We start from the raw sequence: 13,439 nt of genomic DNA, 5'->3' as shown, positions 1-13,439 counted from the left end.
CAGAGGATTGGGCAAGCTTTAAAGAGCCACGGCTATTTTTCCTGCGCGGCAACCCGCTTACGCTGATGACTGCTGACGGAGATGCCGTTCAGCCGTTCTCTTATTGGAGGTTTCCGTGTCTGAACTGAAAAATAAAATCGTTGCTATTACTGGTGCCAGCAGCGGTATTGGCGAAGCAACCGCTCGCTTGCTGGCTGCCAGAGGCGCTCGCGTCATGCTGGGCGCCCGACGTGTGGATCGCCTGTCAGCGCTGGTCGAGGAGATCCGCGAGGCAGGCGGCGAAGCGCATTCAATGGCGCTGGACGTTACCCGCCCGGAACAAGTTGAAGCTTTTGTCGCTGCGGCGCAGCAGCATTTTGGCGGGCTGGACGTCATGATTAATAACGCTGGCGTGATGCCGCTTTCGCCCCTGTCGGCGCGCAAGGTGGATGAGTGGAATCAGATGATCGACGTGAATATCCGTGGCGTCCTGCACGGCATCGCCGCGGCCCAACCGATAATGGAACAGCAGCAGCACGGCCATATTATCAATATTTCTTCCATTGGCGGTTTGAGCGTTTCCCCTACCGCTGCGGTTTATTGCGCGACGAAATTCGCCGTACGGGCGATCTCCGACGGGCTGCGGCAGGAAACGGATAAATTACGGGTGACGGTTGTTTCCCCTGGCGTGGTGACGTCTGAACTGGCGGAGACGATCAGTGACGCATCCGCTCGTGAGGCGATGAAAGCGTTTCGGCGCGTGGCGCTTGATGCCGACGCTGTCGCCCGTGCTATCGCCTGGGTTATTGCTCAGCCTGATGAAGTGGATGTCAGCGAGCTGGTGATCCGCCCTACCGCCAGTCCTTACTGATATGACCCGGCCAGGCTGCAAGCCGGCTCCAGCCGTAATATTTCCTGCATATACTGCGCCTCCTGCTGCGGGCTTCGGCCAAAAAAGCGCTTAAACTCCCGGCTGAACTGCGACGGGCTTTCATAGCCCGTCTCTGCCGAAGCCGCGACGGCAGAAAATCCCTGTCGCACCATCAACAGCCTGGCCTGATGCAGACGCAAAGACTTGAGATACTGCATTGGCGAACTTTGCGTGACGGCCTTAAATCGCGCATGGAAATTCGCGCTGCTCATTCCCACCTCCCGCGCCAGGTCGGCTACTTCCATATGCTGCTGATAGCGGGTTTGCATTATCTGTAACGCGCGCGCGATTTGCGCAAAGTATCCCTGATTTGTTAATGCGGCCCGCAGCGCAGCGCCCTGCTCGCTGACCAGTACGCGATAGTAAATTTCACGCAGCAGCCCTGGCGCAAGAACCTGAGTCTCCTGCGGCGACTGCAACGCTTCAAGCAGGCGTAACACGCTGTCTCCCAGACGCTCATCAAGCGGCGTGGACAGCATACTTACCGGCTCCACCTCCGCCGCAAACGGCAGTTGCAGCGTAACCAGCAAATCCGCGAGCACCTGTAAATCCAGGCGCAGCGCCACGGCCAGCATCGGTTCTTCCTTTGAGGCCTCTGTCTGGCTGATAAAAGGCAACGGCACGGCCACCACCAGAAACTGCTGAGCATCGTAGATATAAACGTTGTCGCCCAGGAAACCCCGCTTGCGTCCCTGGCAGACGATAACGATGGAAGGCTCATACAGCACCGGCGTTCTCTCCAGCGGCACATCAGAACGCAGCAGCCGCACTTCTTCCAAAGCCGATTGGGTGTAACCATTGCCTGGCGCCAGCCGGGTTATTAAGGCCGCCATTTTTAGCCGACGGCGTTCAGATGAGGAAAGATTATCGGCCACGGTCAGTCTCTGTAAGGGATGAACATAACGGCCGGCGCTTTTGTTGACGGCTTGCCGGACAGGATAAAGAACAGATTAGCCAGGTTGCTGAACCAAAAACAACCCGATTCAGAGAAGAGAATGGAATAGCCAGGCGCAGGATGCTGGTGGCAGGTGGCAGGTGGCAGGTGGCAGGTGGCTGGTGGCTGGTGGCAGGATAATAGTTTGTTATTCAATCATTTCTACATTTAACCTGATGCCTAAAAAACAGACAAACAGTGGTGGATAGCTGGATTGCATCCGCAAGTTACTTTATAATCCCGCGCCACAGGCCCCTTAGCTCAGTGGTTAGAGCAGGCGACTCATAATCGCTTGGTCGCTGGTTCAAGTCCAGCAGGGGCCACCAGATTTAATGATGAAAATCATGCAGTTAAGCCACTTCGCAAGGAGTGGCTTTTTTGTTTGTGGTAGTCAGTGTCGCAAAAGTGTCGCATGACTTTTTTCCCTCCTGAATTCAGCTACAAAAAAACCCGCTTTCGCGGGCCTGTCAGTGAAGCAATGATGGCTGTCTATCGTTGTGCGTAAAAATCGGCACCTTGTTAGTCTGGCCTGGCGAGACGATCATCCCCGCTATGCTTTCGTGCGTCTTGAAAGTGCAGCTGCAGTTAATGTTCTGGCACTGGTGATAACGTTCTTTTGTCTCGCGTGAGATATAGCGGCTGCTTTTGGCATGGGCAGCGGTTTGGCAAAGCGGGCAATGCATCATGGTAGCGTTCTCCTTGTGTACACTGCCTTAATAACTCAAACCTACAAAAATAACAATAAAATTCACTTAAAGTGAGTTTTAATTTTCTGATTCAGTTTCATACTCAACATTCGACAGCAACACCTCAAACTCCAGCGCCGTCGTGTAGCCGCTACCGCTGAGGCTGTGCGTTACCTTGCTGATTAGCCACGGCTGCGCGTCGATCACTGCCTTAAACCCGCTGACCTTTACCGGCGTTTCCGGGAAGAGATCTGCACGGCCCATTGCCAGCGTCAGCGAGAACTCGGCGACGCCGCGCTGCAGCTTGTCCCATTTCGCCTTTGCGGCCCGCATCGCGGCGGCTTTAGTGGCGTAAACCGTGGTCAGCGCAAACACGTTATCTTCCGTGCCGGCCAGATAGTCGCCTTCCTTTGCCTCCGGCGTTTTGGCTGCGGCCTTTTTCTTTTTAATCGCCGGATGCTCCAGCGCGCGCAGGTGCTTCTCTTTCGGCTTGCGCTTTACCTTTACCTTTTTCGGCTTCGGGTCTTTGGTATGCAGCCAGCTTGCCGACACGCCGGTATACGCGCCCCGGTCGGCAATACTGAAGCTGTGCCGGTCGCCGTCCTGCCGGGTGATGTTCAGTTGCGGAATGGGCTTACCGCTGGCCGTTACGCCGCTGCCCGGTCGCAGAAACAGCAGCTTTCCGGCTTTTACCGCCGCCACCGCGCCGTACAACGTGGCAAGCCGCGTCAGGAATGCCGCATCGGTTTCCTGCGTCTGGTCAATATGGCTCACCGCCTGCGCGGCGAAGCCGTCAGCCAGCACGGGACTTAGCTTGTTACGCTCCGCTATCTGCTTCACGACTTCGCCCAGGGTGGTATCGTGATACGATACTTCGCGCCGGGAATTCAGCGAGCCACGAAAGTCCGCGCTGCGCGCCCGGATTGTCATGGTGTCCGGCGCGCCGTGGTGTTCCACCTCGTCCACCGTAAACTCGCCTTTGCCGATCAGCGCCTGCCCCTTCCAGCCGAGAAACAGCTTAATCACCGCGCCGCGCACTGGCATCGCCAGCAGCCCGTCGGCGTCGTCCAGCTCAAGGTCGAGCTGGTCAGCCTCAAAGCCTCGGTTATCGGTCAGCGTCAGCGAGATAAGCCGGTCGCGGAGATTGGCCGTCACGTCTTTAGAGTTAACCGACAGCATAAAGTCCGGGGCCATCTGCGCGCCCGCCGGTATTACCATGCTGCTGATGCTCATGACAGCAGCCCGCCCACGGTTGCGCTCGCGCTGGCAGCGACGGTTTTCGCCTGGCTGATTACCGATGTGATCTGGCCCGGCAGGCCGCCCGCGCCGCTTATCAGCCCGTCAGCCTGCTTTTTCAGGTCGCCATACATTGAGGTTAATGACTCGTCAACGCGCTTCAGGCTCAGCGTAAAGGTGATTTTCAGCGCGCTGCCGTTGCTTAAAAACTCGCTGTGCGAGGCGGAAAAGTTCTCCGTCACATACATGCCGTAAATGGTGCCGTTACCGCCAATCAGCGGCCACGCCCGGCCCTCGTCGGCCAGCAGCTTAAAGCTCAGCAAAGAGACAGCGCCGCCGGTGACTTCCGGGCGCAGCTCGCCGGTCAGGGTGATTTTTTCATCGCCCACACCAAGGAACTGCGCCGACGCCCGCTGCCCGACGCGGCTGTTAGTGGGCCAGCGGTAGTCGATATTCTGCTGCATATCCGAATAGGGCAGCGTCTGGCGCATAAACGGCAGCAGCCCGTAAATCATCATCATGTTATTCCCATCCCATTTTGCTGCGCTGCTGCGCCTGGCGGTTGCGTTGCTCGCGGGCCTGATGCTGCGCCATCAGCGCCAGCGCGTCGTCTTTGGTCATGCCCGGATGCATGTGAACATCGTACTGATAGGTGTTCTGGCTCTGGTCGCTGTAGCCGCCCGCCGCCGGTGACGTTACCGGATTGTAAGGCGGGGCAGTGTCGGCCAGGCTCCACGGCAGGCCGTTCGGCGCGACCGGGTCGTGCTTATCCTTCGGACTTACCGGCTCGTTTTCCGGCACTTTGTCTTTAAGGTCGTCTGATTTGGAGTCGATAAGGTGCAGTTTTTCCAGCATCCAGCTTATGCCGCTTGTAAGCTGGTCGAGCGCCTTACCGGGTATCTTCAGCCCTTCCGCCAGCGCATTACCGAATTTTTTGCCCATATCCCCGGCGCTTTTCAGCTCCGCCTGCGTGGACTTCACCGGCTCCAGCAGCTTTTTAAACCAGTTCCATGCGCCCTTAATTTTTTCCATCAGCCAGTCAAAGACGGGCTTCAGCGGCGCAAAGGCGTCGCTTATTGGCCCCGCTGCGGCCTTAAAGCCCTCGGCCACGCCGCCTATAAATGCCTTGATAGGCTGCCAGTATTTACGGATAAGCAGCGCCCCGGCCACGATGGCGGCGACCACAAGCACGACCGGCAGCGTGATAGCGCCAAGCGCGGTCGTAATGGCACCGCCCACCACGCTGAACACGGTGCCAAGCAGTCCCACGCCCGCGATAACGGCGTTTACTCCAGCCATGACCGGCCAGGCAATCAGGCCGATAGCGCCCAGCGCACCCACAAAAATCAGGCCCGCCGTCGCGGCTTTCGCAATACCTCCGGCCAGCACCGGGTTTTTCTGGATCCAGCCGTCCACGTTCAGCAAAAATTTCGTGGTTTGTTTGGTTAGCGAGCGCAGCGTTTTATCCAGGTCGTCAAAGAGATCGGTGCCGATAGCCTCTTTCGCCGACTGCAGCTCTTTAAGATCGCCGCCGAGGTTGTCCTGCTGCACGTTAACCAGTTTTGCCGTGCTGCCGTCCGATCCCTGAAAGGTTTTTGTCAGCTCGTCAAGCTGGCCACTGGCGGCGGACTTCATCAGCGTGACCGCCGAAGATGCGGCTTCCTCACCGAAAATGGTCTTCAAGTATTCCGCCTGCTGCGCCGTGCCGAGCTTGTTCTTTTCAAAGGATTTTTGCATCTCCTTCAGGATGGTGAAGAACGGCCGCATATTGCCTTTGCTGTCGGCGGTCTTGACGCCCAACTCTTTGATTGCCTTGCCCGCCCCGCCCGTCGGTGCCTGCACGCGCAGCAGCATGGCGCGCACGCCCGTCCCGGCCATGCTGCCGGTCGTGCCTTCCTTTGCCAGCGCGCCGATCATCGCCGTGGTCTGCTCCACACTGACGCCCGCATTTTTGGCAACCGGCGCGATGTAGGTCAACGCATCATTCAGCCCGTCAAAATCCGCCGCCGTTTTGTTGAGCGTGTTGGAGATGACGTCGCCCAGGTGCGCGACCTGGCTGTTAGCCAGACCGAAGGCGTTTTTCGTGCTCATCAGGAGCTTTGCGCTTTCCTCCATCGTGCGGTTGTTCGCCAGCGACATATTCAGCGTTACCGGCGTGGCCGCCTTGATATCGTCAACGCTTGCGCCCGACTTGGCGATCACGATCTGCGCCTGTGCGGCGTCGTTGGCCGAGGCCGCCGTGTTGTCGCCGATGCTGCGCGCCTGGGTGCGCAGCGACTGAAAGTCAGCGGAGTTTTTATCAAGGCCGAGCGTCGCCTGCAGCGTGGAGTTGGCCAGCGCAAAGTCGTAGCCCGGACGCAGAACGGAAGAGGCCGCGACCGCGCCAACCGTGGCGGCACCGACACCGGCCGCGCCGACGTTGCGCATTTTCGCCGACAGCTCCTGGCCCTTGCGGTAGCGCTCGCCGGTCTGGTTCAGCCGCTCCTGCTGCTGACTCAGACGCTGCAGCTCCATTTTCTGACGGCTCAGGGTGACGGTCGCCTGTGCGGCGGCGGTTTTCAGCCGCTGCTGCTCGCTGCTGAGGCTTTTGGTGGAGATCCCGGCGGCGTTCAGCGCCTCGCGCTGCTGCTGCACCGACAGGCGCAGGCCGTTGGTTTTGGTCTGCAGCTCGCCAGCCACCTGCCGTGCTTTCTCCAGCGCGCGGGCCTGCGCCGTGGTGGGCTTTTCAGTATTTTTAAAGGCCACGGCCAGCGCGGCCGCCTCGGCTTTGGCATCCTTCAGGCTCTGCTGCGTGACCGCAAGCTGACCGCTCGCCTTGCGAAAGCCGTCAATCTTCGCCGCCTGTGCGTCCAGTTCCTTGAGGCTGCTCTGCGTCTCGCGGATACCGCCCGCCAGCTTTTTCGTCTGGTTCTGAATGGCTTTAAACGGGCGCGTCGCCTGGTCTACCGCCTTCAGTAGCACCTGCAACTTGAGGTTATTCATCGGTCTTTACTCCGCTGCGAACGACAGCCTTGTGCCGCCAGTCGATAAGCTCGGCAAGCGGCATGCCGTACATTTCAGACGGCGGCCAGTGAAACACTGTGGCTATGTCCGCCATCAGCTCGTTAACGGTCAGCGCTTTGGGCCAGCTTACTCGTCCGACTTCGGCGACAAAAAACCGATCACCTTACCGGCCAGCGCAATCAGGTCAGCCGGATCGAGGTTCAGGCATTCCGCCTTTGTCAGCGTCGGCAGCGTGATGCGCGGCAGCACAGTAATCAGCGCGTCCACGTCCGAGCCTGCAAGGTCGGCCAGGCGGGTGCCGCGCAGCGCGCCGGAGTTGGGTTTAATCACTTCAATAGTGCTGATTGCCTGCTCGCCGCGCATAACCGGGGTTTCCAGGGTGACGGTGTTTTCTTTGTTTTCCATGATTGTTCTCTTTTTTAAGTCGGGATAAGGCCAGCGCCGGGCGCTGGCTCAGTAATTAAACGAGGCCGATATTTTTGCGGCGCTGCTCCAGTCGGTCGGTGCCGTTGACCTTTTCCACCATGTTGATGGTGTCGATTTCAATCAGCTCTTTGCCGTTAAAGGTCATCTTGTAATAAGTGCATTTGGTGGTGATCTTGGTTTCGGTATCCTCGCCCTGTTTGGCCTCGCCAAAATCAAACGCCTGATGCTTGCCGCGCACCTCAATCTCCACCGCAATTTCCTCGCCGGTGTCGTCGCGCTGGTAAGAGCCGGTAAAGCGCAGCGGCACGGACGTTGCTCCCCACTGCGTCAGCACCAGTTCATCGATACCGCCGATGCTCCATTCCATATCAAGCGCGTCGTCGTCCAGGCCCATATCAATATGCGCCGCGCCGCTCATGCCGCCGCCCCGGAACGGGTCAAGCTTGCGGCTCAGCTTCGGCAGCGTGACGCTGGTCACGACGCCCTGATAGCTGTTTGAGTCGTTAAAGAGGTTCATCCCCTTGAGTTTTCTTGGCAGTGCCATTTTTCAATCCTCAGCTGTTAACGGACGCGGCGAAGTTCGCCAGATACGAATCGGTGATGCGCTGGCGCAGGGTTAAATCTTCCAGTGGCGGCACCGGCGTGTAGTCGTAGTCAATCGACAGCTTGCCCGCCTTCAGTGTGTCCTTGTCGTTGGCCGCCTCGTCATACCAGCACGATGCGCCCAGCAGATAACCGGCGTTGACCAGCTCGCGGAATTTGGCATTGATGCCCGCGATAATCTCGCGCACCAGTACCGGCGTCAGCGGCTTGTCGTTGGCCCACATATGGGCGTCGGCCATCGTGTCGGCCAGTACCTGCGCGGTGCGGGTGTAGTTCTCAAACGCGAACAGCGGATCGTCGCTGCAGGTGCGGTTGCCCCAGAAGCGAAAGCCGTCCTTGCGGATAAGCGTGGTCACGCAGGCTTCGTTAAGCAGGTCGGCGTCGGTGCCGGTCTGCTGCAAGTCCCAGAAGACGCCCGCCGAAATACCGGTGACGCCGTTCACGCCGACATTGGAAAGCGTCTTGTGCCAGCCGGTGTCTTTGTCGATTTTGGCGCGCAGGCCCAGCGCGCGCGCCGTGGCGTACGCGGTTTCGGACGCGTTGGCCGAGGTGTTCCAGGCAATGAAATCCGGCCAGATAACCATAATTTCACGCTGGCTGAAGTTCTCGCGGTACTTCATGGCGTCAGAGACGGTTTTGCAGTTCCACGCCGAGACGTAGCAGAAGGCGCGCAGCTGTTGCGCAATGCTGGCAAGCGCGGTCGCTACTTCTAAAGAGTCGAGGCCCGGCACGCCGAGAATGCGCGGCTTGACGTCGAGCTGGGTCTGCGCGCTTAACAGCGCCTTCATGCCGGTATACTGGCCGTTTTCGTCGGTGGTGCCGATGATATTGGAGATGGTTTCCGCGTCGGTCGCGCCTTCGGCCACGCGCACCACGACGGTAACGGGCTTCGACTGGTCGGCAATCGCCTGCAGGGACGCGGCCAGCGTGCCTTTCTTACCGGCTTTGGCAATACCGGCCTGCACGTTGGTTAACAGTACCGGCGTGTTCAGCGGAAACGCGGTCGCGTCGGCGTCGTCGGCAGTACAGACCAGCCCGACAATCGCCGTGGAGACGGTGGAAATGGTGCGCGTGCCGTCGTTGATTTCGACGACGCGGACACCGTGATGATAATCAGACATCTGATGCACTCCGTGTAATGGGTGTGCTCAGATTGCCCGTTCAGGCGGGGCGGTGCATTCGATTGGGGTTTGGTGAAGTGTGAGCGGGCAGTTAATAGTAAATGATCGCTTTATTTTCTTGTGGCACTATAAACTGCCATCACTAAAGAGAGGGAACGAGGATGATTTCAGCAACGTCAGAAAGACAGGAACCAGGACGGTATTACACCTTTGAGTCAAGATTACCTCAGGGAGAATTTTTTGAGATTCGCCCCAATAATTTACCCCGTAATGCAAAGCCGATTACGGACGAAGCAAGCGGTATGTGTATCGGATATACGGTGGCTCAGGCACCTGGGCTATGGAGAATTTATGACATACAGGGATATTTTGTACGCCTGGAAGAAGCTCCGCTTGAATCACCACTAATTGATCCAATAGATATTGCACTGGTTGCATTTGGCGTTTTCCGCATTCTCCGGACAGGTCGTGTTTTATTTGAATCAGGTACACGCGCGGCGATTTCAGCAAAAATTAGCCAGGGTACAGTATCCCTGTTACGTGGCAGGCTAAAAATTGGACTGCACGCTCGTAACCTTAAAATGACTGAGACTGCGGCAAAGCATATGTATGAACCGGGCCGGTATGTGCCTTTGCAGATTCAGGAGAGAGCCATCCGCTATGGCACTCGCATGGCCGATCCTCGCAAGGGAAAAGGCATGTTCAGATACGAAACAGAAATGTTTAAACTACGTCTTGATAAAGCTACCGGAGAGTATATATACAAAAAATACAGGCTTGAAATTATCGTTCGGGAATCAGACTGGACAATTTTTCATTTTATGTATTTTTAACAAGCTGACAGGAACGCTTATATGTTTGACTTCAGAAAAGATAATTTCACTTTCACAGTTTCTCCCTTTGAACGCGTAGCTGACAAGGAGGCAGATCCAATTGAACATTTATGGGACTGGATCCAATGTTGGATTGAGTTCTCAGTAGATGGTTTAAAATCGCAATTTCAGACTGAGTTCACTGTCGGAGAACTAAAAATATTACGCGATAGTTTCGCTACACATTACGAAGCATTAATCGCGCAAAGTAATATAAATACTTTCGAATTTCGTAGCGAACGCCATCAATTAGATATGGTACTCAGGAAATTGAATGATACTGATGGTGTAATTATTGAGTATATTCTTCGACCAGAGGCACATGCTGACAGCGTTCAGGTTAAAGGGGAGTTCAGTATCAACGAGAGCTATTTCCCTGAGATACTAAAACGGTTGGATGAAATGATTGCGTGGCAGAATTAAACATCCCGGCATCAGGTATGTTTATCAGAACATCCCCGCCGGGCGGGGATCGTAATCAGGCTGGCTTTTCCGGCCAGACAATATCCGGCGCGGCGGTATCAACGGCCTGTACGGCCTGCACATACTTCATCCATGTGGTAAGCGATGCCTTATCCGCATCGGTGATAATGTCAAGCCTGAGCTGCGTCTGCCATGCCTGCGTCGTGGTGTTGGCCTCGCTGATGCGCGCTGCCTTTTCAGCCTCTGCTGCCTGTACCGCTGCCGCCTGCTGTGCATTCGTATCCGTTACCCATTTTTCACCATCCCACTTATCAAACGCGGTTGCCGGTGCCTGCGTGGTGGTGCCTGCCGGGTAATCGCCCGGCACAGTGATTGCTGTCGCCGCACCGTCTGCAGTTGACCAGACGGTTTCGCCACGATGATCGGCCACTGTCTGCCAGCCGCCGTCCCGGTAAACAGCCACAAAGCCGGTTTCTGCAGACGGCGGCGCGCTACCGCAGGCGCAGGCTGGGACGCCCACACCCTGCGGTAAATATTCATCCGTCGCGCCGGTAAACTCGCCGATCAGGCTGTCAAAGTTGTAAACCGTCAGCGTGCCGGACACTTTCGCCAGGCCGTTTTTATCCAGTGTAATCTTTGCCATTATGCGGCCCTCACGATGTAGTTAAATGCGATGTTGCGCGGACGAAATTCATTTGCCGTCGGCACCTGTCTTGATGCGTCCATGTTTGAAGTCTTACCGGCATAGCCCGTGCCACTGGCCGCCAGTGCAGTATCGGGGGGCAGGTTAACATCATAGAAAACGCCTGATGAAACGCCGCGATAAGCCATGTAATTCGAACCCATAACCGAACCTGTCAGGTTCCTCATTGCATCACCCTGCGCAGACAATAAGGCGCGCCCGGCGTCTACGCCGCGCCCGTCGTCCCAGCCGCGAATAAACTCGCCGCGTAAGTCCGGCAGCTTCAGCGACGGATAGACCTTCGCCAGCAGCGGATAGGTCGTGGCGCTGAACGATGCGCCATTGCACTTCAGCCAGCCGTCCGGCGCGGTTGCTGCCGGGTAAGGCAGCGGCACGCCAACCGGCACCGCCGAACCGTCGCCAAGTCCCAGCGCGGCCAGCGCTTTCGCAACCAGTCCCGCGTCCTTAATTTCCGCCAGCGCGTTTGCGGTCTGCAGATACTGATTGTGCGGATTGGCGGCGGCAACGTGTGCAGACAGCGCCTTGTCGGCGTATGCCTTTACCTCGATCGCCGCGTTATCCACGTACTGCCGCGTTGCCAGCACCACGGACGGGTCGATTTTCAGCGTGACCGCGCTTGTGCTGTTGACGATTAGAATCATGCGCACGGTCTGCGTGCGGCCGCTGCCCTCGGCGAGCTGCGGCTTGTAGGTCTCCGCGCAGTTGGCAACCGCAATCAGCACGCCGTCGGCGTCAAACAGCCCGATTTCCCGGATCCAGAAACCGCCCTCGCTTTCGGGGATAATCTGCTCGGCAATAATCTGGCTGCTGTTGGCCGCGTCAACCGTCAGCGCGTTCAGCGAGGCCCGGCGCTTTTCGCCGACAAGCTTTGTCTGCGCCGCATCAGGGGTTGGCAGCGTGCCGCCACCGTCGCCCACGGCCATTTCGGTGATCTGTACTTTTGTTCCCAGCGCGGCGGCATTGGCAAGCTTTGCCGCGCCCTGGCTGGTCAGCAGGGCAAAATATTTAGTCGTCATGCGCTCACTTCCGTCAGGTCAATAAGATGCACCGCCGCGCCGGAATAACCCGGCCCGCCGACGCTGATAAGTTCAGGGGTATAGGGGTAAACGGTCAGCTCGTCGCCGCTGTAGCAGGCGGCGGCAACCGGCAGCGCGCCGCTGGCGTCAAGGTTAATCGACAGCCCGATAAGGTGGCGGCTGCACGGCTTCGCGTCGGCAATCAGGCGCTCCAGCTCGTTATACATTTCCTCGGTAATACCGGTATCCAGCACGCCGACGTCGAGGCGAAACGTGCCCGGCTCGCCGCCGGTCTTCCACCATTCAACGATGCGGATAAGATATCCGAGCGGCTCCACCACGCGCCGGATCGAGCCGAGCGTACCTTTGTGCTTGTGCACGTACTGCGAGGCCGACACCACGGCGCGCTTTGTGGACTCGCTCCAGGCAGTGTCCCAGCGGTCAACCGACCACGCCCAAGCAAGGTAAGGCAGCAGCTCTACCGGGCATGTTTGCGGGTTCCACAGCTGGCGCAGCGGTGCCGGAATGCTTTCAATCGTGGCGCAGGCTTCGGCGGCGGCCACCTCCAGTGCCGACGAGCCGGACGGCAGCAGGCGATCACTCATCCGAACCCCCGACCGTAATGCCGTAGCCGGTGCAGTAGGCGGCCTGCGTTTTATCCAGCACCACGTCGGCTACGGGCTGCGCCAGCTCCACGCGTTGCACGCCTTCAACGTGAAGCGCGGCGTATAAAGCCGATTTGCGGATATCCCGGCCAAGCCGCGCTTGCGCGCTGACAAAGGCGGCAAGCTTTGCCTCGGCGGCGGCGCGTATGGGTTCGGCTTCCGGCCCCGGATAGAGGTAGAGCACCGCCTCAACGGCGTAATCCACAATCGCCGCCGACTGCACCGTTACCCTGTCGGCCACCGGGCGCACGTCCTCGTCGTTCAGCGCCTTATCCACCACGGCCAGCAGGTCGGCAGCGGCCTTGCCGTTGCCCTCGCGCGACAGCACGGTGACGGTCACGCAGGCGGGCGACGGGCTTATCGCAGACGCATCCGCCACGCGGCCGTCGGCGCTTTTGGCGTGATACTCATACGCGCCGGACGGCCCGGCCACGCTCAGCCCTTCAAAGGCGGCGGCAATCCGCACGCGATAATCATCGTCGCTTTCCATCACAGCGGCGGTCGGCGGGGTTGTGGTGTCGTCGGCAGCCGTCAGCGTCAGGCGGGTAACGCCGTTGTTTGCGCCGAGCTGGTCTAAATCATCCGCCAGGGCATAGGCCACCATCACGGCCTTTGCCGCCTCGTTGACGCGCTGGCGCAGGATAACCTCGCGGTACGCGTTTTCCTGCAGCAGCTTCACCACCGGCTCGGATTCCAGCGCCAGCGTGCGGGCGATGGTGTCCTGCTGCTCCGCCGGGTACAGCGATACCAGCGTGGCTTTGCGCTCATTGAGTAACGTTTCATAGTCCAGCGCTTCCACCACGTCGGGCGCGGGTAGCTGGCTCAGGTCGATAGTTGCCAT

Annotated in this window: 16 protein-coding genes and 1 tRNA gene; 4 read left to right on the top strand and 13 right to left on the bottom strand. The window is 58.3% G+C overall.

Annotated features, from left to right (window positions below; all coding sequences use genetic code 11):
* Positions 1 to 115 precede the first annotated feature (115 nt).
* Entirely contained in the window at positions 116 to 850 is a 735-nt protein-coding gene (locus tag ACVWZ0_RS03685; RefSeq protein WP_253455569.1) for an SDR family oxidoreductase, read from the top strand.
* Here ACVWZ0_RS03685 and ACVWZ0_RS03680 read toward each other — a convergent pair.
* Positions 844 to 1,743 (bottom strand): AraC family transcriptional regulator, encoded by a 900-nt coding sequence (locus tag ACVWZ0_RS03680; protein ID WP_253461134.1) that lies wholly within the window; start codon positions 1,741 to 1,743, stop codon positions 844 to 846. The two genes, ACVWZ0_RS03685 and ACVWZ0_RS03680, sit on opposite strands and share 7 nt — an antisense overlap.
* A gap of 351 nt (positions 1,744 to 2,094) precedes the next feature.
* On the opposite strand from ACVWZ0_RS03680, the gene ACVWZ0_RS03675 reads away from it, so the two are divergent.
* Positions 2,095 to 2,170: transfer RNA gene (locus tag ACVWZ0_RS03675), tRNA-Ile, on the top strand.
* A gap of 141 nt (positions 2,171 to 2,311) precedes the next feature.
* On the opposite strand, the gene ACVWZ0_RS03670 is transcribed toward ACVWZ0_RS03675, so the two are convergent.
* The 8 genes from ACVWZ0_RS03670 to ACVWZ0_RS03635 form a co-directional block, all read right to left on the bottom strand.
* Positions 2,312 to 2,530, bottom strand: a complete 219-nt coding sequence (locus ACVWZ0_RS03670) for an ogr/Delta-like zinc finger family protein (protein WP_124234400.1) — start codon at positions 2,528 to 2,530, stop codon at positions 2,312 to 2,314.
* Positions 2,531 to 2,608: 78 nt separating this feature from the next.
* Entirely contained in the window at positions 2,609 to 3,763 is a 1,155-nt protein-coding gene (locus ACVWZ0_RS03665; protein ID WP_253455572.1) for a phage late control D family protein, read from the bottom strand.
* Complete coding sequence (locus ACVWZ0_RS03660) at positions 3,760 to 4,287, bottom strand: phage tail protein (protein WP_253455575.1); 528 nt, start codon at positions 4,285 to 4,287, stop codon at positions 3,760 to 3,762. The genes ACVWZ0_RS03665 and ACVWZ0_RS03660 overlap by 4 nt, the downstream gene beginning before the upstream one ends.
* 1 nt (position 4,288) lies before the next feature.
* Positions 4,289 to 6,748, bottom strand: a complete 2,460-nt coding sequence (locus ACVWZ0_RS03655) for a phage tail tape measure protein (protein ID WP_253455578.1) — start codon at positions 6,746 to 6,748, stop codon at positions 4,289 to 4,291.
* On the bottom strand, positions 6,741 to 6,863 hold the full coding sequence (locus ACVWZ0_RS03650) for a GpE family phage tail protein (RefSeq protein WP_367399462.1): 123 nt from the start codon (positions 6,861 to 6,863) through the stop codon (positions 6,741 to 6,743). The genes ACVWZ0_RS03655 and ACVWZ0_RS03650 overlap by 8 nt, the downstream gene beginning before the upstream one ends.
* 32 nt (positions 6,864 to 6,895) lie before the next feature.
* A complete protein-coding gene (locus ACVWZ0_RS03645) occupies positions 6,896 to 7,174 on the bottom strand; it encodes a phage tail assembly protein (RefSeq protein ID WP_253455581.1) in 279 nt (92 codons plus the stop codon).
* 55 nt (positions 7,175 to 7,229) lie between these two features.
* Positions 7,230 to 7,739, bottom strand: a complete 510-nt coding sequence (locus tag ACVWZ0_RS03640; RefSeq protein ID WP_253455584.1) for a phage major tail tube protein — start codon at positions 7,737 to 7,739, stop codon at positions 7,230 to 7,232.
* Positions 7,740 to 7,749: 10 nt separating this feature from the next.
* Positions 7,750 to 8,919, bottom strand: coding sequence for a phage tail sheath protein (locus ACVWZ0_RS03635; RefSeq protein ID WP_253455585.1), 1,170 nt, complete (start codon positions 8,917 to 8,919; stop codon positions 7,750 to 7,752).
* Between the two features lie 161 nt (positions 8,920 to 9,080).
* Between ACVWZ0_RS03635 and ACVWZ0_RS03630 the strand changes: the two genes are divergently transcribed.
* Positions 9,081 to 9,752 carry a hypothetical protein gene (locus ACVWZ0_RS03630; protein WP_253455587.1) on the top strand — a complete coding sequence of 224 codons (672 nt, stop codon included), beginning with the start codon at positions 9,081 to 9,083 and terminating at the stop codon, positions 9,750 to 9,752.
* A 21-nt stretch (positions 9,753 to 9,773) separates the two neighbouring features.
* Positions 9,774 to 10,214 (top strand): WapI family immunity protein, encoded by a 441-nt coding sequence (locus tag ACVWZ0_RS03625; RefSeq protein ID WP_253455589.1) that lies wholly within the window; start codon positions 9,774 to 9,776, stop codon positions 10,212 to 10,214.
* A 55-nt stretch (positions 10,215 to 10,269) separates the two neighbouring features.
* On the opposite strand, the gene ACVWZ0_RS03620 is transcribed toward ACVWZ0_RS03625, so the two are convergent.
* Genes ACVWZ0_RS03620 through ACVWZ0_RS03605 form a run of 4 tightly spaced genes read right to left on the bottom strand, consistent with a single transcriptional unit; the run spans position 10,270 to position 13,439 of the window.
* On the bottom strand, positions 10,270 to 10,857 hold the full coding sequence (locus ACVWZ0_RS03620; RefSeq protein WP_253455591.1) for a tail fiber assembly protein: 588 nt from the start codon (positions 10,855 to 10,857) through the stop codon (positions 10,270 to 10,272).
* Complete coding sequence (locus ACVWZ0_RS03615; protein WP_253455592.1) at positions 10,857 to 11,933, bottom strand: phage tail protein; 1,077 nt, start codon at positions 11,931 to 11,933, stop codon at positions 10,857 to 10,859. The genes ACVWZ0_RS03620 and ACVWZ0_RS03615 overlap by 1 nt, the downstream gene beginning before the upstream one ends.
* Positions 11,930 to 12,538, bottom strand: coding sequence for a phage tail protein I (locus ACVWZ0_RS03610; protein ID WP_253455594.1), 609 nt, complete (start codon positions 12,536 to 12,538; stop codon positions 11,930 to 11,932). Before ACVWZ0_RS03610 ends, ACVWZ0_RS03615 begins: the two co-directional genes overlap by 4 nt.
* Entirely contained in the window at positions 12,531 to 13,439 is a 909-nt protein-coding gene (locus tag ACVWZ0_RS03605) for a baseplate J/gp47 family protein (protein WP_253455595.1), read from the bottom strand. The genes ACVWZ0_RS03610 and ACVWZ0_RS03605 overlap by 8 nt, the downstream gene beginning before the upstream one ends.

The sequence above is a fragment of the Erwinia sp. TECH1 genome (assembly GCF_054057575.1).
This window is presented reverse-complemented; position numbering and strand designations above follow the sequence as displayed.

Excerpts from the sequence above, each read along its gene's own strand:
- ACVWZ0_RS03615 (WP_253455592.1), bottom strand. The coding sequence starts at position 11,933 with ATGACGACTAAATATTTTGCCCTGCTGACCAGCCAGGGCGCGGCAAAG.
- ACVWZ0_RS03640 (WP_253455584.1), bottom strand. The coding sequence starts at position 7,739 with ATGGCACTGCCAAGAAAACTCAAGGGGATGAACCTCTTTAACGACTCA.
- ACVWZ0_RS03670 (WP_124234400.1), bottom strand. The coding sequence starts at position 2,530 with ATGATGCATTGCCCGCTTTGCCAAACCGCTGCCCATGCCAAAAGCAGC.
- ACVWZ0_RS03630 (WP_253455587.1), top strand. The coding sequence starts at position 9,081 with ATGATTTCAGCAACGTCAGAAAGACAGGAACCAGGACGGTATTACACC.
- ACVWZ0_RS03650 (WP_367399462.1), bottom strand. The coding sequence starts at position 6,863 with ATGGCGGACATAGCCACAGTGTTTCACTGGCCGCCGTCTGAAATGTAC.
- ACVWZ0_RS03655 (WP_253455578.1), bottom strand. The coding sequence starts at position 6,748 with ATGAATAACCTCAAGTTGCAGGTGCTACTGAAGGCGGTAGACCAGGCG.
- ACVWZ0_RS03665 (WP_253455572.1), bottom strand. The coding sequence starts at position 3,763 with ATGAGCATCAGCAGCATGGTAATACCGGCGGGCGCGCAGATGGCCCCG.
- ACVWZ0_RS03680 (WP_253461134.1), bottom strand. The coding sequence starts at position 1,743 with ATGGCGGCCTTAATAACCCGGCTGGCGCCAGGCAATGGTTACACCCAA.
- ACVWZ0_RS03620 (WP_253455591.1), bottom strand. The coding sequence starts at position 10,857 with ATGGCAAAGATTACACTGGATAAAAACGGCCTGGCGAAAGTGTCCGGC.
- ACVWZ0_RS03635 (WP_253455585.1), bottom strand. The coding sequence starts at position 8,919 with ATGTCTGATTATCATCACGGTGTCCGCGTCGTCGAAATCAACGACGGC.
- ACVWZ0_RS03605 (WP_253455595.1), bottom strand. The coding sequence starts at position 13,439 with ATGGCAACTATCGACCTGAGCCAGCTACCCGCGCCCGACGTGGTGGAA.
- ACVWZ0_RS03610 (WP_253455594.1), bottom strand. The coding sequence starts at position 12,538 with ATGAGTGATCGCCTGCTGCCGTCCGGCTCGTCGGCACTGGAGGTGGCC.
- ACVWZ0_RS03645 (WP_253455581.1), bottom strand. The coding sequence starts at position 7,174 with ATGGAAAACAAAGAAAACACCGTCACCCTGGAAACCCCGGTTATGCGC.
- ACVWZ0_RS03660 (WP_253455575.1), bottom strand. The coding sequence starts at position 4,287 with ATGATGATGATTTACGGGCTGCTGCCGTTTATGCGCCAGACGCTGCCC.
- ACVWZ0_RS03625 (WP_253455589.1), top strand. The coding sequence starts at position 9,774 with ATGTTTGACTTCAGAAAAGATAATTTCACTTTCACAGTTTCTCCCTTT.